Below are 22,139 nucleotides of genomic sequence, written 5' to 3' on the forward strand. Positions count from 1 at the left end.
TAGTTTTTTAAAATCAATACTAAAAACCATCTTGTTGAAGCAAGATGGTTTTTTTATGAAAATTAGTAGCGCACTTTCTTAGTAACAGACAGCCCGTTTTGCATACCTATTTTTACCAGCACTATTTGAGGAGCTAAAAACCAATTTCTTATGGAAAAATCGGTCTTATTTATACCGTTTTTGTGGTATATTTTTTTCCCTTCTAGACTGTAGATTGTAATTTCCTCGATGAATTCCTTGGTTGAATTTATCAGCAATTCTTTATTTTTACATGAAACAAAAAGGGATTCTGTATCCTTTTCCGTATCATTCACACTCAAGATTCTACTTACAAAACGCACAACAAAACGGTCATTAAAAGTTCCAATTGCAGTAGTAAAAGCATAACCTTCCTGGGTTACATCCACTACAGTATTACTCCATTTATCCTCGATAAAAACACTTTGATTTGCTAAAAGCCCATCCATTTCATCGATTTCAATTGTAAAGTTCCCCGCTAGTGCACTAGTAAACCCTAATTTAATTTCATCTGTTGGATCAAAGGGTAAAGCTCTCCCTTGTATCACTAAATTCTTCTCTTGATTAATGCTGTAAAAGTCTAAATACTGATTCCCATCAAAACTCTCTCCATCAATAGCAGGATCAAAATCATTTGTAGCTCCAGTGGCATATCCTATCAAAATCTGTTTGAAAGCTCCTTCGCTATTGGATAAATTGAGCCACATACGATGTTTTTCCATCGCGCTGGATTTGGATTTTTTTGGTGAACTTACTTTATAAAAATTAGTGTTCTGACCCACAAGCCGCATTGTATTATTAAAGACAGCAAAGCCACCGCCATTGCTACTCGTCACAAAAAAAGACTGTCCAGAGGCAATTTTTCCATCTGGTTTCGCATTATTAACTCCTGAATTTAAAGCAGCACTTGTACCTACGCCTCCTAGAAGATTGTATACTGCATAATCATCTGAAGTATATACATTTTTATTAATAGCAGTATTGTGTGTCCAGAAATAAATGGTTCCATCTATAATTCCTTTGTTCCCATTTATAAAGGAATCTGCATTTAGGGCTGAAGGGTAAGGATTACCAATCAAATTCGAACTATCGGTTGCCGCAATTGGAACTGAAACCGAACCATTATTTGGAACTCCTCTAAAAATGGCTTCGTAGTTTGCTGCGGTAGTTTCAGAAAAAGCCTTTGGACCACGAACAATATAACCTTTACCGACGGACATTAAATTAGTTGCACTCTCATTAAACCAGGAATCTCTCAATGCATCAAACGAATAAAATTTATCTAAAGGCGTGTCGGGAGAAACGTCAATCAATTTTTGACTTGAAACGGGTGAGGACCAATACGTATAGTCGGTCACGAGCATAGGAGTTGTTTTTCTTTTCTGCTGCATGGTGCCTGAATTATTGACTTGCTCTTCAGATTGATACAGAGCAGCATTATTTTCTAAAATTAAGGTACCTAAACCCCCGTAATCAAAAGCCAAAACTAAGGTATTTCCATCCAGAACTGTAACTGTATTTCCTGCACTGATAGTACAAGAACAGGAATTTAGGTTACTTGCTGCGGTATAATTTTTGTTAAAAATAAGTGTCTTTTCTGCCGAAGGGATTCCATTGTTCCAAAAAGACCCATCCCAAACAGAGCTATTGGTACAAAGCTTAATCCGAGCCAAACGATGCTTTGCTACACCAGAAACAGAATTAAAATTACCTCCAATCATCACTTTATTACTTGGTGTAAAACAAATACTAAATAACGTATTGTTTAAATTCACACTAAAGGTCGCATCATAGATTCCACTGGAAAGAAGACGCACCATTCGCCTGACTGCTGTTCCATTATAATTTCCAGCAAACGTTCCTCCAATCAACAATCGGTCATCTGGCTGGACAAGAATTGCCCTAATTTCTCCGCTACTAAAACCAGTTCCGGTTGTAAATGACGTATCTAAACTACCATCACTGTTCAATCTCAGGATTCTTTTGGCGGAAACGCCTTTGTAATTTAAAAATACGCCACCCACAATTAGCTTGTTATCTGATTGTAATGCAATTGTGTAGACATTTTTATCAAAACCAACACCTGTTGAAAATTCCGAATCTAAACTTCCATCTGCATTCAACCGAACCATCCTATTGTGAGACACCCCATTAAAAAGAGTAAACTGGCCACCCAAAACAATTTTTCCGTCTGGTTGCAACAAAATACAGTCTACAATAGCATCCGCACCAGAACCAATGGCAAAACCAGAATCCAAAGTTCCATCAGGTAATAATCGAACAATTCTATTGATCAAAATACCATTATAACTGGTGAAATTTCCCGCGACAATTATTTTGCCATCTGGCTGTAACGCCAAAGCATATACCTGATTATTGAAGCCCGTACCAATAGTAAAAGCCGCATCAATTTCTCCATTCGCTTGAATTCTGGCAATTCTAATTCTTACGACACCATTGTACTTTGTAAATACACCGCCAATAATAATTTTGCCATCAGGCTGAACAATAGCAGTTTTTATAGAATTATCTGCTCCCGTAGCAGCAGTATTAAAAGAAGAATCAAGAATTCCTTCTTCGGACAACCGCGTTACTCTGTTGCAAATGGTTCCATTGAATTTGGTGAAATTTCCAAAAACCATCGTTTTATTATCTGCTAAAGCAATTACTTTTAAAACCGAATTATTAAAACCCACTCCAGCGGTAAGGTAACCGATATCTAAAGTTCCAAAAACATCAATTCTAGCTAAACGACCTTGAGTTTGGGAATCAAAAACTAAAAATGAACCACCGATATACCACGAGTTTGCTACATCCTCTGTAAGCGCATTCACTATGCCAGTTGAGGGTCCAGATCCAATATCGAATGCTGGATTTATCACTCCATTAGCCTCTAAAAAGATGATCTTATTAACATCAGTTCCATTATAAGTGTCATTAAACGAGCCTCCAATCATTATAGCACCAGCAGCGCTTACATTAATAATTTCAACTGTACCGCTACTAAATCCTGATCCGGAAATAAAAGAACTGTCGACCGATCCGTTGAAGTTCAACCGAATTATTTTATTAGCCGTAACACCATTAAAATTTAAAAAGGAACCTCCTACCAAAATCTTTCCATCCGTTTGCGTTGTAAGTGCTGATACGTTGGCATCAAAACCCGTTCCTGTAACAAAAGTAGCATCAACAGAACCATTGGAGTTCAATCGCATTATTCTACCACAGGCAACGCCATTGAATGAAGTGAAGGAACCGCCCAACAGAATTTTTCCGTCTTGCTGAATATGGACTTCCTCTACCAATGAGCTGGCACCAACTCCCATTGCGAATGTTAGATCCAAATTTCCATTGGGTAAAATTCTAGCCAGTCGGTTTGCAGTAGCTGAACCATACTTTGTAAAGCTACCAACTATGATAATGCTACCATCAGACTGTAAGGCTAAGTCATACACTATTCCTGTGCCTACTGCAATCGCAGTATCAAAAGTAGGGTCCCGAGAGCCATCAGGATTCAATCGAATTAATTTTCCTGCGCTAGATCCATTAAATGCTGTAAAGTTTCCCCCTACAATTATTTTCCCATCCGGTTGTATTAAAGTACAATACACATTAGCCTGAAAACCGGTACTCAATGTAAAGGAAGGATCTTTGGAACCATCCGGCAGTAATCGACATAAATAGGGAGTTGCACCTCCATTAAAGTTCAAAAAATCACCTCCCACAATCAGTTTTCCATCAGCCTGCAGCGCCGTTGTTCTGACAGTTCCATCAAAACCGTCGCCCTGTAAACCGTCATCATAGGTATTGAATGCTGCATCTACCTTTCCTTGTTGAGAATAAGCGAGATTTAAGGTCGAATAGAGAAATGCAATCACGAAGTAAAGTAGTTTTGTTTTCAAATCTAGAGTGGCTTTAAAAATCTATTAGCAATAGCGATAGTATCAGAACTAAAGTATTTTTAATAAAAGTAAAGACAATCTTTCCTATTCACAATACCCACATTTAGTGATATTTACAATTAAAAAAAAGATTTTTTGTACAAAAAAACCCATTCTGTACTAAACAAAATGGGATACCTATTTGACTTTAAAATTAATTCCTACCTGTTAAAAAATAACTTTTTTTGTGGTCACTTGACCGTTGCTTAAGGTTACTTTGACAATGCCTGCTTGCTTGTTTAAAGGAATATTTGAGGTGCGGAATTCCTGGCTATTTACAGCTTTTTTCTCAAATATTTTTCTGCCTAGTAAATCAAAAACTGCAATTTGAGAAACATTCTCAGTAACAGACTTTACATTTAATTCATTTCGATCTTTAGCAATAAAAACACCACTCACATTTAATTCAAAATCAGCTGATGCTAATGTTTTATCCGTATAACGCAATACAAAACGCTCATTGAAAGTTCCTTTTTCAGTTTGAAAAGAATAAGGATCTTCTTTTAAATTATGAATTACATCTAACACTTTATCTTCTAAATAAATGTTTTGATTGTCTGAAAACAATCCATCTACTTTATCGATGCTTATTGTTGTAGTACCTGAGGCATTTGTACTGTATCCCATAGGAATCCTATCGGTATCTACGAAAGGCAAACTTTTACTTTGAATGGCCATTTTAGACAATCCAATAAAACTATATAATGCAAATACTTGATTTTCGTCATACACATAACTATCATAGCCTGGATCAAAATCATCAGTAGAATTAGACCCGTAACCAACTAATGTACCCGTTACATCTCCGACTCCTTTTTGTAATTTTAGCCAAATTCTATGGCTTTCTTCTACTGTATTTTTGGTCTTCTTCTGTCTGTAAAAATTAGTATTGTTAGCCACAATTCGCATACTATTATCAAAAGTCACATTACCTGCCACATCATTCTCAATAAAAAACCCTTGACCAGATGCAATATATTGACTTGGATCCGTCAAATTACCTGTTCCAGAACCTACTCCAACTCCTCCAAATAAATTATAGGTAGCATAATCCGATGCTAAATAATCATTACCCAACAGCGTATGATTGTGTGTCCAAAAATACAAAGTTCCTGTAATAGTTTGGTTAATTGTTCCAGTCCCTAAAAGATTGGCATTGATAAATGCATCAGCATCAATGGCTGAAGGATAAGGGTTTCCTATTAATCTTTCTCCCACACCATCCGAGGCTCTCACCGTAACTGGAATATCAATTGTCCCATTGTTAGGGACTCCGATAAATCGTAAGGAATCATCAACTGCTGGCATTCCAGGCGGAATCAGCGTTCCTTCTGCTCGAATCGCATATCCAATTCCCGGTGCAAAAACAGTTGTGGCTGCATTCACATTAGCCCAATCATTATTGTACTGAAAATACTTATCGCGTTGGGTATTAGGCGAAAAATCAAGTAATGTTTGTGTACCCTTTGTTGGCGATGACCAATATGTGAAATCATCTACTACAATAGGAGTGGTATTTCTTTGTACGGTAATGCGCCCTGCATTAGTTCCTGTAAAAGTGGTTTGCACTAAACTTGCATTGTTTTTCAACATCATCGTACCTGGAAGAACGACGGTAATGGCATCATCAAGGTTTAAGGAAACGGAATTGTCTACAGTTAAACCCCCATTGTGTACGTTAAATTTATTAGCTACATCTATATCGCTTACAATAGTGTAGCTTCCTGCAATTCCAGAAAAAAGAAGATTGTAATAATTTCCGCCCGCTACAGTTTGACCTACACCATAATAATCTATAGTTCCAGAAGGGAATGATAATCCATTTGAAGCGCCCGAAAAACGTATTGTACCATCCATAGCGTCAACAATAGTGTATGCCAAAGTTCCATTTTTCATATCCAGTACAGCTTCTGCTTCGCTAATATTTAAAATAGTGGATGTTAAATTAAATCCATTCATAGTGAATATCGCCGTGCCAGCAGTTACAATATTTAATTTATTACCGGTAGTAATATTTCCTGATGCTGTTTGAGTTCCAGAAGTGTTTTGCAATTCTAAGGAAGGAACACCATTATAAGTTCCAGCAACAATGGTTTGACCTCCTAAAGGATTATTATAAACTACTGTAGAATTCCAAGTTTTTCCAGCAGGAATTGGCATTGCAGCGTTGTTGGCTGTTAGAATTTGCCCGCTACCTGAATTTGAAAAAGCCCCTCCGCCAGTTAATACAAAACTGGACATATCAAGCACTGATGATGAAATGCTTATGTTTAGCAAATTATTGACTGTAATTCCTATGGCAGCAGTAACCTTTGAAAGCCCATTTGAGTTAGTTAAATTATGGAAAGTAGAAGCTGTTGTTCCTCCTATGACTTGCGGTAAAGTACCATTAAAATTCACAGTACTGCTGTTAGGGACAAAAGTTCCTTTGTTATCCCAATTCCCCCTAACGTTTAAGGTTGTTGTTCCTGTTAGTGATAAAGTTGCTCCACTAGAAATAGTCACATTTCGAACACTTTGATTACTTCCCAATAATGGTTGATTCGTTGATGTTGATGTAATTATCACATCGGTAGTGGAAGATGGCAGTATTCCACCACACCAATTTGCAGCTGTATTCCAATTAGAACTGATATTACCTATCCAAGTGCCTTCGATACAAGAAACATTCACATTTAAAATACCAGTTGTAGTAGAACCAAATCGCACTACACTTCTGTTTGTGGCTTCTGATGCGGTACCACCCCATGATCCGATACTCTGTAATACGGTTCCGAAGGTTAAAGATTGTGCAGAAGAAAATCCTGATGATAATAAGGCAATTGCCGAACTCGTAATTTTTAAATCTCCCATTATGGTTGAAGCGGCTGGGAATGTCTTATTTCCAGTACCACTAAGAATCAAGTTTCCATAAGTTCGTGTAGCAACCGTTTGAGCAGCTCCTCCGTATTCTACTGTACTTAAAGCTGCTAAATTAGTATTGGTAAACAAAGGCAATGTACTTGCAGCAGTAACTCTTAATAATCCACCATTATTTACAGTAAGTAAAGAACCTCCGGACAATTCAAAACCACCATTGTCCAAAGTCGCCCCAGTTGCAATTGTAAGAGGCGATGAAGCGCCAAAAACTTTTGCATCGTTTACTGTTATGATTCCTGTATTCAAAACCGAAACTCCACCCGTTCCTGTAAATGGAGTTCTCCATTCTAATCCTGTAACCTGAGAAGCTGTCCTATTATATTGTAACGTAGCTGTAGAACCATAAATTGGAGCTGCTGAAACGGTTGCGGTCCCTTCCATGGATAAAATTCCATTGATGGTAGGAATCCCAGTTAGTGTTTTTATCCCACTATTTGATACTATCAAATTATGAAACGTTGAGGCTGCTGCCAAGGTTTGTGTGGCTCCATTAAAATTTACTGTTCCCGTTCCAGCTACAAAATTGGCACCTGAACCGTTCCAAGCTGTAGTACTTGTGGCTGTAACATTAAGCCTGCTCGAACCACCGTTCAATATTCCGTTTGATAAAGTTACAATACCTGAAGCAGTATGAACTAAACCTGAACCTAGGTTTAAAGTTCCACCTGATCCATTTATTGTCAAAGCACCTCCGCTCACAGGACCTGTAAAGGTTGCTGTACCTGAAGTTTTTACCATAAATATTGTTCCTGTTGTTGTGAAAGCGCCAATATTTTGTCCTACTGTCCCAGCAATTGTAATACCACCTGTAGTTCCAGTTCCAGTTACACTACCACCGTTATTGACAAGGTCTCCATTTAAAGTCAACACTAAATTAGATAAAAGTAGTTTACCGCCACTGTTTACGGTCAACGGAACTGAATTATTAAACGTTCTGGCTGTATTGAGTGTTATGTTTTGGGTTGTGTTAATCACAACTCCTCCAGATGCAGTAAAAGGAGTTACCCATTCCTCTGGAGTTACTGTTCTTGCGTTTGCAGTATTGTATTCTAATGTTGCATTGGGTCCATAAGTAACAACTCCTGCTCCACTTACAGAAGCAGTTGCTGTTCCAGCTATTGTAAGCTTTCCATTTACTGTAGGTGTCGCTCCAAATGTTTTTTGACCAGTACCTGATACTATTAAATTGTTGTACACAAAAACACCAGCTGCTTGATTACCTCCTCTGTAATATACAACCGTTCCAGTGCCTGGTGCAAATGCCCCTCCTGTCCCTGAAACATTTCCCCCTACTTTTAATGTACTGGAACCGCAATTAAGCGTACCTGCTGATCTTGTCCAAGTACCTGAAAAGGTATGCGTTCCAGATACTAAATCTAAAGTTCCGCCAGATCCGTTAATAGTTAATCCACCTCCACTGACATTTCCAGTAAATGTAGCCACACCACCACCCGTTTTCAGCATACTTACTGTTCCTGTTGTGGTAAAGCTAGGTATTGACTGATTAGCCATACCTGTAAACTGAACTGCTGCCGTGCCTAAAGTAAAAGTTCCTGAATACGCAAAAGCTCCTCCTATTTTTAAAATCCCTGCACCACTAAAAACAAATGAACCTGTGCTTGAAAAGCTACCTGTTGAAACATTCACTTGCCCCGAGGAAAGTGTAAAGACTCCGTTATTAGTAAAATTACCTGTCAACGCTAGAATACCTGTTGTTCCCGTCAACGTTCCGTTATTTACAAAAAATCCAGCGGTAGTGAGTGTTCTATTGGCTATGTTTAGAGTTGCTCCTGCATTAATAGTAACATTTACAATACTAGTGCTTGTTACAACTGTAACTACATTTGCTCCTGTAGTTGCAATAACAACATCATCGCCGGCTACTGGCGCAACACCTCCAATCCATGTAGAACCTGTAGCCCAGGTTCCTCCTGTAGCGGTACTCGTTCTAGTAGCTGCATTAGCCCCTATAAAAGAAAAAAGCAACACAACAAAGAATAGTGTTTTTCGAACTGTAAAACCAAAACGAAACGCACCCAATAGATCACCAAATTCGAAAGGAAAATCAGTATTACTATTACTGTTTTTTTCTATTTTTTGGGTTTGTAATGAAGCTGCAAACTGCGCTAAAAGTATAAATAATGGAGGACGTAATTTTTTAATCATAAGGATGTAGAATTGATTTGCGGGGCGATTATAAAAAAACAACTAAATCTGTTTTAGCATAATAGCTACAAAAGCAAATCATATTCCCCACAATTCAAAATTAATCCGATTAAAGGCAATTTATATAGACCAAGTACATAAAAAGGTGTGTTTCATTTTGAATTTTACATATTAAAAAAATTATAAAGCAAATAAAATCCCATTATATTAAAAATAAAATGGGATTTTTACTCGATACATAAATTTTTATAAAGTGCTAAAAAGCCACTTTTTTAGAGATTACTTGACCAGTAGCCAAAGTCACTTTTACGATTCCCGTTTGCTTAAATAAACTAACATTTGAAGAACGGAATTCAGTTTCATCTAAAGCTTCCTTATCAAATACTTTTTTCCCTAGTAAATCAAAAATAGTCACTCGTTTTATCGTTTCGTTTGCTGATTTTATCTTCAATTCATTCTTGTCCTTAGAAATAATCACTTGATCCTCTAGTTGGTCTAAATCAGCTACTCCTAATGTTTTATCTGTATAGCGCAATACAAAACGATTATCAAAAGTTCCTATTGTAGTTTCAAAAGTATACCCTGATTTCTTAAGATCATGAACAGAGCCATTTAGTTTATCTTCCAAGAATATATTTTGAGACGTAAATAATCCGTCTACCTCATCAATACTGATGGTGAAACCACCTTCAATTGCGGAACTATATCCCAAGGGGACAACATCATTTTCGTCAAAAGGTAACGCTCTTCCTTGTATGGTTAGCGTTTCATCGCCGGTAATACTATAAAAATCAATGAATTCATTTCCATTAAAACTTACTCCATCAAAAGAAGGGTCATAAGCATTTGTAGCTGCTGTAATATAACCCACTAAAAGTTGTTTGAATGCACCTTGCGTATTAGTAAGATTCAACCAAACGCGGTGATTTTCGGAAGTAGTTGTCGCATCAAATTTCTTGTTTGCTGTTCTAAAAAACTGACTATTAGTTCCTGTTATACCACCAACACCTACTCGCATACTATTTTCAAATTTTACTGTACCAGCAACTGCTTTAATTCCCGCAAAAAAAGACTGGCCTGAGGCAATTTTTCCTAAAGGTTTATTTACAATTTGAGTAATTCCTCCCAAAATATTTCCTGTTGCAACTACTGTAACACCTCCAGTCAAATTATAAGTAGCATAGTCATCAGAGGTATAAGCTAAAGCTCCTGATCCTTGGGAACCATTTGTAATGTTTCCTACATCTTGAATTGCCGTATTGTGCGTCCAAAAATATAAAGTTCCTTCTAATATCGAACTGTTATCCCTTAACAACTTGTTTGCATCTAATGCTGATGGATAAGGGTTGCCCAAGAGCGCTGACGACTCTGAATTTACAGCTGTAGAAGGAATTGGAACAGTAATTAAACCATTATTTGGCACTCCAAAGAAAGAGGCTTGATGAAGTCCTGGTGGTATAGGTAATACATACTGAGGTCCTCGAATTATATAACCAACTCCATTCTTCATAATCATATTAGGATCTTCCTGCTTCCAGTCATAAGCAGCTACATCAAAAGAATAAAATTTATCTAAAGGTGTTTGTGCAGAAACATCTCGTAATTTCTGACCTGCAACAGGAGAAGACCAATAGATATAATCAAATGGTTTGTAGGGTGAGGTTTGCCGTTGATAGCTGATTTTTCCTGTATTTGTATTTGTTATAACATCAGCCGTTTGTACCAAACTTGCATTGTTCTCAAAAGTCAATTTACCAGACCCTATAACTTTAACATCATTTGTTACAGTTAAAGTATGCCCCAAAGTAGGATTTATATATTTGAACACAACGTTTGCACCACTATTAACAGTGCAGTCACAACCTATCACATCTTTTGTGGAATTAAAATTTCCAGCAAAAATAATCCTTGAAGTAATGCTTGGTTCTCCATTTGACCAACCACTACCGTTCCATGTGGTTGAGGATTTATCTACTATCGTAACAACTTTTGAAATCACAGATTCACAGGTCCCATTATTGACTGCGAAATAATAATCGCCAGCTACTAAATCAGATATTGTCATTGTTGTAGCCGTGATTGGATAAGATTTAGTAATAAATCCTGTTTGATTCAAGGTTCCCGAAGATGGTAAACCGCTTAATACAACACTACCTCTAGGAACTACACAGGTTAACGGCGTAACTGCGCCTAATATTGGAGGCATAGGATCCATTGTGACCAATATAGGGGTTGAGGTATTTGTAGTACCGCCACAGGTTACGATAGAACGGTAATATGTAGGAACAATTTGTGTTGTTGTAAATGTTGAATTTAAATAGCTAATATTTAAATTATCAATACTGTGCTTATCGTTCAAACCACCAGTACGCGCTGAAAATTTAAATTTCCAATTCGATTTATTAGACGAAAGATAACCTGCTGGCAATGATAAGCCTGAAACTATTGTGGTAGTACCAATTTTAAGTGACAAAAGTCCGTTTCCATCCGTAGACAACAACACATTTCTATATGCTGAATTCCTTAAAGCAAAAGAATTTAGCGTGTTTGAAAAAATTTGTACACCTCCGTAAAAAATCCTGATCTGGCTAGCTGTTGCATTAGTTGTATTATCATAAGAATCAAATTTTATAGTCAAACCGGTTCCTTCTCCCTCTTCTCCACCTCCTTGATTATTTCCCATACTAGATCCATAACTCAAACTCATACCGTCTGCTCCATTTCCATCAAACATTCTATAATCAAAACTAGCAGTAAAAGAATTGATATTAGCCCCAGGAGTCGACTGAACAACATACCCTCCTAACCGTGAAGTTCCAGCTGCAGTCAAAATCAATTCTCCTCCAGTTACTGAGGCGTCTCCATATACATTAGTATTTGCAGGTTGAGATGCGAAATCTGTATTAAAAAAAGGAACAGAAGGAACATTAATCCACGAAATATTATCAACCGAAGTCTGCCACTGATACGCTGCACTAGAGGCAGAAGTATTTTGTAAAGACAAGGTAAAAGGTGTATTCGCACAAACAGCACTTGCTGTTGTAATTGTATTTCCAGGAGGTACACATAAAGGGAGCACTGTTACATTAACAATAGAAGTCCCTGTACATCCTCCGTCAGGATTTGTTGCTGTCACTGTATAAAATGTGCCAGTTGTAGGATTTACAACAATACTACCATTAGACATAGAAGCAGTAGCTGCACCTACAGGTAATCCTGACGTTCCCGTAGGAATAGCTGCCCAACTATAAGTATAAGGAATTGTTCTATTACCCGAAACTGTCACATTATCAATTGCCCAAAACCAATCAAATTGCGCATCGTATTTAAAACGAACATAAAGAGTCGCTTGATTAATATATGAATCTAAATTAATTATTGCCTTTAAAAAATTATTTTCACTACCTTGAGTTGTTGTTGTTGTAGATAGAGTTGTCCACAAAGTACCATTAGTTGATACTTCAACTCTGGAAAAATCTGTACTATCGAAATCAAGATTATATTGGTAGAATTCTAACGAAAGACTCGTATATCCGACGGAATTCATAACTGGAGATTGCAATATAGTAGCTGTCGTCCCACCATTCTGATCAGCACTATTAGATAAATAAAACTGACTGTTATCATTAGAACGAAATGTTCTTGCTGGGTATCCACCGCCATAATTGTAAACATATCCATCTGGTCTCAATTTCCAAGCAGCATCTGCAACTGTTCCTCCTGTTGAATTATTAATTTTATTCCAAGAATTTGTTGCACCATTAAATCCCTCACTTAACAAAACCGTATTTTGAGTGCTTGGAGATGCAGAGGCTGTTAAACTTATATTAGCACCGCTACTTATTGAAGTAGAACTAGCTGTTGCCGTAACTGTAGGAGTTGAATTTAAAGCAAATATGTTCGTACTGGTAGCGATTCCTCCTGGAGTAGTTACTGTTATAGCACCACTAATTACAGTAGCTGGTAATTGAGCTGTTATTTGTGTATTACTATTTACTGTAAATGAAGTTGAAGGCACTCCATTAAAGTTTACAACAGTCGCACCAGAGAAATTTGTTCCAGTAATAACAACTGATGCCCCAGATGCGGCACATGCATTGCTTGGTGTAAAACTAGTTATTGTTGGCAATAAGTACCCTACCAAGGTTGCATTATCAATTATAAATGTTCTACCATTATCTACACCGCCACTTACTTTTGAAATTTCTATTAAAACCTCACTAGAATCATTAGCAGAAATTGGAAAAGCAGAGGTAAAAAGATTATTATTTGAAGTTGTTGGTGTATAAGTTGCTAAAACTGTATCCCAATTAGCTCCTCCATTAGAACTAACTCTAACTAGGAATGTACCAATTGAAATATTATCAGTTCTATTACAATATGAAAACACCATACCACCATACCCTGTTGTATTCACAGTGAAACGATAATAATCGCCAGGATCCCAGTTTCCACCAGAAACCATTCGACTTCCTTGACAAGGGTTTAAAGTTGAATATACTAGTTGACCATTTGGAATTCCACCCGATGAAAAGGCAGGAATTCCCGTTACGTTATCAATATTCGGAGCAACTCCATTTTCAAAATCAAACTGAAAAAGAGTTGTTTGCCCTTTAGACACAATAGACAACAACATAACAAAAGCAAAAAGAAGAAATCTTGTATTTAGGAATAGTATTTTTTTATTCATATTGTATTATTTTATTTGTCTTAACATGACATTTTAAAGCTTTTCTCACTTGAAAAAAATTAAAAAAATTACATAAGATGCAAGTTAGTTTCGGATTTTAAATAACATGCTATTTAATCGACCAAGTGCTAAATAATCGGTTGAAATACGTGTTTTCACAGTTTAAAATTTTTTGTTTTTGACCTTTTCAAAAATCACTTTTTCAGGACTAATTCCCTTTAAAATAAGGTTTATTACCAATAAAATGACAATCTGTTTTTTCGACAAATTCAACAAAATTTAAATTCCTATTTACCACTTGGAGCAATCTCGATTTAAAGGTTTATTTTTGAAATTAAATTATCGAAACCATAAATCAACTTTAAGCTCGATAATTCTGCTGTAAAACCAAAAAAAATGAATCCAATTTATTCCATAAAAGAAGCCACCCACAAAATAGAGCATTACTGTGCCTATCAAGAACGCTGTCACGAAGAAGTAGTACAAAAATTGCGGAGCATGAAAATGGATTCAGATGAGATCGATACTATTCTAGTGCATCTGATCAAAGATAATTTCCTGAATGAAAGTCGTTTTGCCTGCAGTTTCGCCCGAGGAAAACACCGAATCAAGTTTTGGGGAAAAATAAGAATTGTGAATGAATTAAAGTTTCGGAAAATCACGCAATACAACATCAATCTGGCACTCAAAGAAATCTCAACCGAAGAATATTTAGCTACTTTTCATACCGTCGCAGAAAGAAACTGGGAATCCGTACGAGAAACTAATTTGCTAAAAAAACGTAAAAAATGCTGTGATTTCCTGCTTCGTAAAGGCTTCGAAAGCAATTTAGTTTACGAGAAAGTAAAGGAGCTGGAGAATCTGGACACGGATTAGCACCGTTTATTATAATTTCATTGCCAACTGAAACTAGTGTTTATTGGTCATCTCAGTCACGAATAATAGTAACTACCTCGAATTTGTTTGTCCCTATTTTAAAAAGCACTAAAAACTACAGCAATTTCGTGGTTTACTTTTTTTGTCTTTCAATCAGTGCAATTAAATCGTTACAAACTCAAAAGAACACTCACCGCATTTCCACCAAAACCAACCGCATTAATCAACACTTTTCTGATGGGTTTGGTTTGGGTTTGTGCTTTCGCAAAAGGTACTCCGATAAACGTATTGTGTTGCAGCATCAATATAGCAAATTCCAGACTCAAAATTCCTGATGCGCCAAAAGTGTGGCCTATCTTCCATTTATTAGTGGTCAACAAAGGAAGGTTTTTTCCAAATACTTTTTCAATAGCATTATATTCCGTTAAATCCCCTTTGATGGTTCCTGGCGCGTGCATCACGATCACATCTACTTCGGATAATTCGGTATTTTCCAATGCCATTTTCATTGATTTCTGGAAGCAAGTCGCTTCTGCCGAAATGGAAATATTATGTTCCAAAATTTCTGTGGCATAACCAATTCCTTCGATATAAGCCAAAGCATTTTCGGTCGCCCCTATTTCGAGACAACAAACACCGGCACCTTCACCAAGAATCATAGTGCTTCGTTTCTTTTCTAAATCCAGCGCTCGATTAGGCCATTCAATATGCCTCGCTTGCGGATTTTCGCTATCTGCATAAATTTTCAGCGCTCGCATTTGTGCAATCGTAAAATCAGTTAATGGCGCTTCACTGCCACCTATTAAAAATTTATCCGCCATTCCAGCGCGAAGCCAAGCCACGCCGTTCAACAAAGCATGCAAGGCCGTTGAGCACGTTATAGAATGTGAAATTTCAGGTCCTGAACTTTGTAAATCATGAGCCACCCAAGAAGAAATATTGCCCAAAGTCGTCGTAGGTGACGCGAGGGTTTGTGCTTTGCCTGTTTGTAAATAATCCCGATGGTGTTTTTCGAATAAAACTGTCGCACCTCTAGAAGATCCAATATTGATCCCAAAAACGTCATTTTGCGACCAGCCTGCATTTTCAATCGCTTTGCGTGAAGCTGCGATAGCGTATAAAACGGATTTGTCGAGCGCTTTGTATTTGTGATCTGACTCTCGCAACGCAGCCACTGTTTGCTCCGAATCATTGTCTAGCTTGGCTACGAAAGTGTTCTTATGATCCAGAAAGTGCTCAGAAAAATAGTGTTTCCCATTTAGATATTTGTTCCAAATCGTTTTTGAGTCATTGCCTAATGGAGAAATGGAAGCTATTGATGTTATGGAAATTGTTTGTAGCAAAATATGTTGTTTTTTGTTTCACAAAGATTCACAAAGCTTTGCACAGATTCACGAAGAGCATTTTGATTATTTTTATCACTATTCCAATAAAAACGCTGCGAATCGTTACGTTTGTTAACGCCACTTTGCGAAATTATTTTTTGCAAATTTATACTATTTCTAAAGCCTTTTCGACAACTTGATATACTTTCTGCAGTTGCTCTTCGGTAATGACATAAGGAGGTAAAATATAAACAATATTACCCACAGGCCTCAGAATTACTCCGTTTTCGATAAAAAAATCATAGAGTTTATTACGTAATGTGCCATAGTAACTCGCCGTGCTTTCGGTTTTTATTTCTAATGCAAAAATAACTCCCAAAACTCGAGTTGTAACTACTTGTGGATGGTTTTTAACACGCTCTTCAAATTCCAAATGACTTTGATGGACCCGAACGATATTCGCCTGCATTTCATTTGTTTGCAACAATGCTAAACTAGCCAAAGCTGCTGCGCAACCCGTCGGATTTGCCGTAAAAGTATGTCCGTGGAACAATGCTTTGTTAATATCATCATCATAAAAGGCATCGAATAACTCTTGTGTGAAAGTCGTAATGGCCATTGGAATTGTTCCTCCAGTCAGCGCTTTGGACAAACACATCATATCTGGTTTTTCGACTAAATAATCCGTCGCAAAAGTTTTTCCTGTTTTTCCGAATCCCGTCATGACTTCATCGGCTATGGTGAGCACGTTATTTTCCCGACAAATACGCAGCAACACATCTAAAGCTTCTGGCGCATACATGACCATTCCTGCTGCTCCCTGAACCAATGGCTCAAAAATAAATCCTGCGCAGTCGTGCATCTTGATCACCGCATGCAGTGCATCATAGCTTTGTTGCTCCAATCCTTTAACTGGAACTGGAATCCGAACCACATCAATAAACATACCTTGAAAAGCTTCAACAAAAAAGGATATCCCACTGGCTGCCATGGCCCCAAAAGTATCTCCATGAAACGAATCTTCGAAAGCAATTATTGTGGTTTTTTTTTTTCCTTTATTGAAAAAATACTGCAATGCGACCTTAATAGCAATTTCAACAGCTGTAGAACCATTATCCGAAAAAAATATTTTTTGTTGGTTTTTTGGTAAAATTTCCATCAACTTCTCAGCTACCAAAACAGCGGGTTCGTGCGTGAATCCACCAAACAATACATGTTCTAATGTCGTGAGCTGTTTGTAAATGGCATCAGCAATAAAGGTATTCGAATGTCCGTATGGATTTACCCACCAAGAAGCGATGGCGTCGATGTATTCTTTATTGTTTTCATCCCAAAGCAAAGCACCTTTCCCTTTTTTGATAGCAATAGGTACCGCTGCGGTTTTATGTTGGGTATACGGATGCCAAAGGTATTGGCGATCTCTTTCAGTTAAATTCATTTGATTTCAGATTGAAGATTAACGTCCCGACCAGTATCGGGTGTGATTTCAGATTCCCTATTTGAAATTGATTTTGATTTTGATATTACTCCTAAAGTTTCAATAAATTATCTCGGAACAGCTCCGCATATTCCCGAATTACGTTGCCATCAAAATAGGGTTCGTCATCAATTCTTCCTATAAAATTCACTCCCGTTTTATTTAAAATAATTGCTTCAGTAGCTTTATTTTCATTGCCAGAGAAAATGATTCCAGCAACAATAATTTTTCTGTTTTGTAACGCTTCAACGGTTAACAAGGTATGATTGATGCTTCCCAAATAATGACGAGAAACGACAATTACTTTATAACTCGGCAAAATCAAATCAATCACGCAATCTTGTGTGTTTAATGGAACAAAAACACCTCCTGCACCTTCAACAACCAAATGATTTTCTGTTTCAGGCGCTACTATCTGCTTTAAATCAATTGTAACGTTATCCAATTCAGCGGCAAAGTGTGGGCTCGCAGGTGTTTTCAATGCGTAACTATTGGGATGGATTACCGTCTTTTTATTGGATAAAAACGATTTCACTTTCTGACTGTCGGAATTGTCTAAATCTCCCGCTTGAATGGGTTTCCAATAGTCTGCTTCTAGTGCTTCTGTTACAATGGATGATGCAATGGTTTTCCCTACATCGGTTCCAATTCCAGTTATAAATAGTTTCATTTAGCTTTTTTAAAACACAAAAGTAGTCAACAAACGCAACACTTCCGAAATTTCTTCAGTAGAATTATAGCTGTGCAAGCAAATTCGCAAACGCTCTTGTCCTTCGGGAACGGTTGGTGAAAGAATGGCTTTCACATCAAATCCTTCTTGCTGTAGTTGGCTGGCAATTACTTTTACTTTTTCATTTCCGGGAATAATGGCTGATTGTATCGCTGATTTGCTTCGGACAAAAAGCGGCTTTAATCCCAACATATTCTTTTCCTGATTGAAATGAATGATGTTTTCTCGGAGTATTTCTATATTTTTTTTCTCTTTTTCTAAAAATTGATAGGCAATCAAAATCGTGGCAACAGAATGTGGCGAAAGCCCTGTGGTATAAATAAAACTTCGGGCAAAATTTACTAAATAATCCCTCAATTCAACCGAGCCTAAAATCGCGGCTCCATGACATCCCAATCCTTTCCCGAAAGTCATAATTCGGGCAAAAACGTGATCTTGCAACCCCAGCATTTGAACGAATCCTTCTCCTGACGAACCAAAAACTCCCAAAGCATGCGCTTCATCAACAACTAGATAACATTTGTGTTTAGTTGAAACCGAAACCAATTCTTGTAGATTTGGACAATCGCCATCCATCGAAAAAACAGATTCCGTGACGATATAAATAGTGGTGTTGGGATTCCGTACAATCAATTTTTCTAAATCTTCGCAATCATTATGATTGAACTTATAAGCCTTCGCATTCGAGAGTTGAATTCCGTCTCTAATGGATGCATGGCACAATTCGTCGTAAACAATTAAGTCTCCTTTTTGCGGTATCGAACCAAAGAACCCAATATTAGCATCGTAACCCGAATTAAAGATTAAGGCTGTTTCTGCCTGATGAAAAGTAGCAATAAAACCCTCTGTTTCTTGATACAGTTTATGGTTTCCAGATAATAATCGGGAGCCGGTTGCTCCGTTTTGGATGGTTTTATTTTTAATTAAGTACTGATGTGTTTCGTTAAAAATAATTTCCGATTTGGAAAACCCCAAGTAATCGTTTGAAGCAAAATCAATTAAAGTAGCTGGCAAAGGCAATTGTCGCAAAGCGTTATTTTGCTTTCTGATAGCAAGTTTATCGAATAAATTTTTTGGAAATTGTTTCATCGTGCACAAAAATAAGCATCTTTTTTGGTTTATGAATTTCGTGTTCTATTTGTTTGTTTATCTTCTTAAATCAATTCTGTTTATTACTACATAATGACCTGCAAAATTTTTACTTTTACCTTCATCAATTTAAATTCAGACTTTCTACACAATAAAATTTATCGTGAATTAAGAACAGTATTAAGTTAGTACTGCGAAATAAAATTAACTCAAATGACTCCTATACATTACAAAAGAGCTACAACGCTGGACGAACTAGAACAAATCAGAACGCTACAAATACAAAATACTTCACAGTATACAAGTTCTGAAGAGCAGCTTCAAGAAGGATTTGTTACCGTACAACATACCGTTGCCTTATTAGAACAAATGAATTCTGCTTGCGCGCACATTATTGCCAAAGACAATGATTCAGTCGTAGGTTTTGCCTTAGTGATGCTTTCCCTCTTTAGAAACGAAATAAAGGTTCTTATCCCAATGTTTGAACGAATAGACAAATTAGTGGCAGACCATAAAACTTACGTTGTGATGGGCCAAATTTGCGTAGCTAAAAATTATAGAAGACAAGGACTATTTCGGGGACTCTATCATTTCTATAAAACAGAACTACAACATCAATTTGATTACCTAATCACGGAAGTTGCTGCTATAAACCCTCGTTCTATGCAAGCGCACGAAGCTGCTGGTTTCAAAATAATAGCTACTTATGAAGAGGATGGAATTGTTTGGAATATTATAGCTTGGGATTGGACATAAAAAAGCCCCGCAAATTGCGAGGCTTTATAGTGTATTGGAATTACTTTAGTCTACTAAAACAATAACCTTACTGTCTTTCATCTCAATGGTTCCTGATTGGATTGCCAATGTATAATTTTGAGCATCTATCATTGTAAATTTATTTGCTACTTCTTTTGCAAAAGTAAAACTAGCGGCTGTAATTTTCACTACACCTTTTCCCAAAATAGAAACAATCGGTGCGTGGTTATTTAAAATCTGAAAGCTTCCATTAACTCCCGGCAATGTAACCGAAGTTACGTCAGCTGAAAATAATTTTGCTTCTGGTGATACTATTTCTAATAACATAATTTTTCAGTTTAAAGCTTAAAAGTTTAAAGTTTAAAGTTACTTGTGAACCTTAAACTCAAAACTTTAAAACTAATTTTTAAGCTTCCGCTAACATTTTTTCTCCAGCTTCGATAGCTTCTTCAATGGTCCCTTTAAGGTTGAATGCTGATTCTGGCAAGTGATCTAATTCACCGTCAATAATCATATTAAATCCTTTGATAGTGTCTTTGATGTCAACTAAAACCCCTTTTAATCCTGTAAATTGCTCTGCAACGTGGAAAGGTTGAGATAAGAAACGTTGTACACGACGCGCTCTGGAAACGGCTAACTTATCTTCTTCAGATAACTCTTCCATACCAAGGATCGCGATGATATCCTGTAATTGTTTGTATTTTTGTAAAATCTCTTTTACTCTTTGTGCACAATCATAATGCTCATCACCTAAAATTTGAGGAGTAAGTATTCTTGAAGTTGAATCCAATGGATCTACTGCAGGATAAATACCTAATTCAGCAATTTTACGTGACAATACAGTTGTTGCATCAAGGTGAGCAAACGTTGTTGCCGGAGCTGGATCCGTTAAATCATCCGCAGGTACGTAAACCGCTTGTACAGATGTAATAGACCCTTTGTTTGTTGAAGTAATACGTTCTTGCATCGCACCCATTTCTGTCGCTAATGTTGGTTGGTATCCTACTGCAGATGGCATACGACCCAAAAGTGCCGAAACCTCAGAACCCGCTTGTGTAAAACGGAAGATATTATCAACGAAAAATAAAACGTCTTTCCCTTGATCTGTTCCTGCTCCATCACGGAAATACTCCGCAATAGATAATCCAGAAAGTGCTACACGAGCACGAGCTCCTGGTGGCTCATTCATTTGACCGAAAACGAAAGTAGCTTTAGACTCTCTCATTCCCATCATATCCACTTTAGATAAATCCCATCCTCCATTTTCCATAGAGTGCATGAATTCATCTCCGTATTTTATAATTCCAGACTCTAACATCTCACGAAGTAAGTCATTTCCTTCACGTGTTCTTTCTCCTACTCCTGCGAACACGGAAAGTCCACCGTGACCTTTTGCGATATTGTTAATCAACTCTTGGATCAATACTGTTTTACCAACACCTGCACCACCAAACAATCCAATTTTACCTCCTTTAGAGTAAGGCTCAATTAAATCGATTACTTTAATACCCGTGAATAAAACTTCAGAAGAGGTAGATAAATCTTCGAATTTTGGTGCTTGTCTGTGAATAGACATTCCGTTTTCACCTGTTTTTGGCAAATTACCTAAACCGTCAATTGCATCTCCAATTACGTTGAATAAACGACCGTACACATCGGCACCAATTGGCATTTGGATAGGATTTCCTGTTCCAACAACTTCATAACCTCTACTCAAACCATCTGTTGAGTCCATCGAAATGGTACGAACGGTATTTTCACCGATGTGAGATTGTACTTCAAGTACTAATAAAGTACCATCTTTTTTTGTGATTTCTAACGAATCATAAATTTTTGGAAGTTCTACATCTTTACCGTTGAAAACTACGTCAACTACTGGTCCAATGATCTGGGCAACTTTTCCTATTACTTTTGACATTACTTATGTGTTTATTAAATAGCTATTTAGGTTTATGAATTAGTACCAACCGAAACGTATCGATTGAATGCCTTTTTCAGAGCGCAAAGATAATTTTTTAAAATAAAAAATCAATGCCTTTTACGATAAAAAAAGGATATTTTTCATAGCTGGTATAGAAATGACGTAGAAATGGACAAAACAGCGAAATATCCACAAAAACAAACAACCACCACGTCAAAAGACGGGTGGCTA

At 37.0% G+C, this 22,139-nt stretch carries 11 protein-coding genes; 2 read left to right on the forward strand and 9 right to left on the reverse strand.

The genetic code is table 11. From position 1 onward, the window contains the following. Positions 1-62: 62 nt before the first annotated feature. The 3 genes from BUA03_RS01310 to BUA03_RS01320 all read right to left on the reverse strand — a co-directional run bounded on the left by BUA03_RS01310 (position 63) and on the right by BUA03_RS01320 (position 13,734). Positions 63-3,920, reverse strand: coding sequence for a calcium-binding protein (locus BUA03_RS01310; protein ID WP_245792544.1), 3,858 nt, complete (start codon positions 3,918-3,920; stop codon positions 63-65). A 207-nt stretch (positions 3,921-4,127) separates the two neighbouring features. Next, positions 4,128-9,044, reverse strand: a complete 4,917-nt coding sequence (locus BUA03_RS01315; RefSeq protein ID WP_066079344.1) for a T9SS sorting signal type C domain-containing protein — start codon at positions 9,042-9,044, stop codon at positions 4,128-4,130. 256 nt (positions 9,045-9,300) lie between these two features. Further along, the gene (locus BUA03_RS01320) at positions 9,301-13,734 is read right to left on the reverse strand and encodes a T9SS sorting signal type C domain-containing protein (protein ID WP_066079339.1); all 4,434 of its coding nucleotides are present in this window, start codon (positions 13,732-13,734) and stop codon (positions 9,301-9,303) included. Between the two features lie 396 nt (positions 13,735-14,130). Between BUA03_RS01320 and BUA03_RS01325 the strand changes: the two genes are divergently transcribed. Next, positions 14,131-14,610: a regulatory protein RecX gene (locus tag BUA03_RS01325; protein WP_066079335.1), complete on the forward strand. Its 480-nt coding sequence runs from the start codon at positions 14,131-14,133 to the stop codon at positions 14,608-14,610. Positions 14,611-14,780: 170 nt separating this feature from the next. Here the strand turns inward: BUA03_RS01325 and BUA03_RS01330 are convergent, their stop codons facing one another. The 4 genes from BUA03_RS01330 to BUA03_RS01345 all read right to left on the reverse strand — a co-directional run bounded on the left by BUA03_RS01330 (position 14,781) and on the right by BUA03_RS01345 (position 19,231). Continuing rightward, on the reverse strand, positions 14,781-15,953 hold the full coding sequence (locus BUA03_RS01330) for a beta-ketoacyl synthase N-terminal-like domain-containing protein (protein ID WP_066079332.1): 1,173 nt from the start codon (positions 15,951-15,953) through the stop codon (positions 14,781-14,783). 148 nt (positions 15,954-16,101) lie between these two features. Beyond that, positions 16,102-17,373, reverse strand: coding sequence for an adenosylmethionine--8-amino-7-oxononanoate transaminase (gene bioA / locus BUA03_RS01335; protein ID WP_066079330.1), 1,272 nt, complete (start codon positions 17,371-17,373; stop codon positions 16,102-16,104). Between the two features lie 91 nt (positions 17,374-17,464). Further along, the gene (gene bioD, locus BUA03_RS01340) at positions 17,465-18,082 is read right to left on the reverse strand and encodes a dethiobiotin synthase (protein ID WP_066079328.1); all 618 of its coding nucleotides are present in this window, start codon (positions 18,080-18,082) and stop codon (positions 17,465-17,467) included. 9 nt (positions 18,083-18,091) lie between these two features. After that, on the reverse strand, positions 18,092-19,231 hold the full coding sequence (locus BUA03_RS01345; RefSeq protein ID WP_066079325.1) for an aminotransferase class I/II-fold pyridoxal phosphate-dependent enzyme: 1,140 nt from the start codon (positions 19,229-19,231) through the stop codon (positions 18,092-18,094). Positions 19,232-19,444: 213 nt separating this feature from the next. On the opposite strand from BUA03_RS01345, the gene BUA03_RS01350 reads away from it, so the two are divergent. Next, positions 19,445-19,987: a GNAT family N-acetyltransferase gene (locus BUA03_RS01350; protein WP_066079322.1), complete on the forward strand. Its 543-nt coding sequence runs from the start codon at positions 19,445-19,447 to the stop codon at positions 19,985-19,987. Positions 19,988-20,032: 45 nt separating this feature from the next. Here BUA03_RS01350 and BUA03_RS01355 read toward each other — a convergent pair whose 3' ends face one another. Continuing rightward, positions 20,033-20,314 carry a FoF1 ATP synthase subunit delta/epsilon gene (locus tag BUA03_RS01355; RefSeq protein ID WP_066079318.1) on the reverse strand — a complete coding sequence of 94 codons (282 nt, stop codon included), beginning with the start codon at positions 20,312-20,314 and terminating at the stop codon, positions 20,033-20,035. Between the two features lie 79 nt (positions 20,315-20,393). Beyond that, positions 20,394-21,905, reverse strand: a complete 1,512-nt coding sequence (atpD, locus tag BUA03_RS01360) for a F0F1 ATP synthase subunit beta (protein WP_066079315.1) — start codon at positions 21,903-21,905, stop codon at positions 20,394-20,396. Between the last annotated feature and the right edge of the window lie 234 nt (positions 21,906-22,139).

The organism is Flavobacterium fryxellicola, assembly GCF_900143245.1.
Classification (GTDB): Bacteria; Bacteroidota; Bacteroidia; order Flavobacteriales; family Flavobacteriaceae; genus Flavobacterium; species Flavobacterium fryxellicola.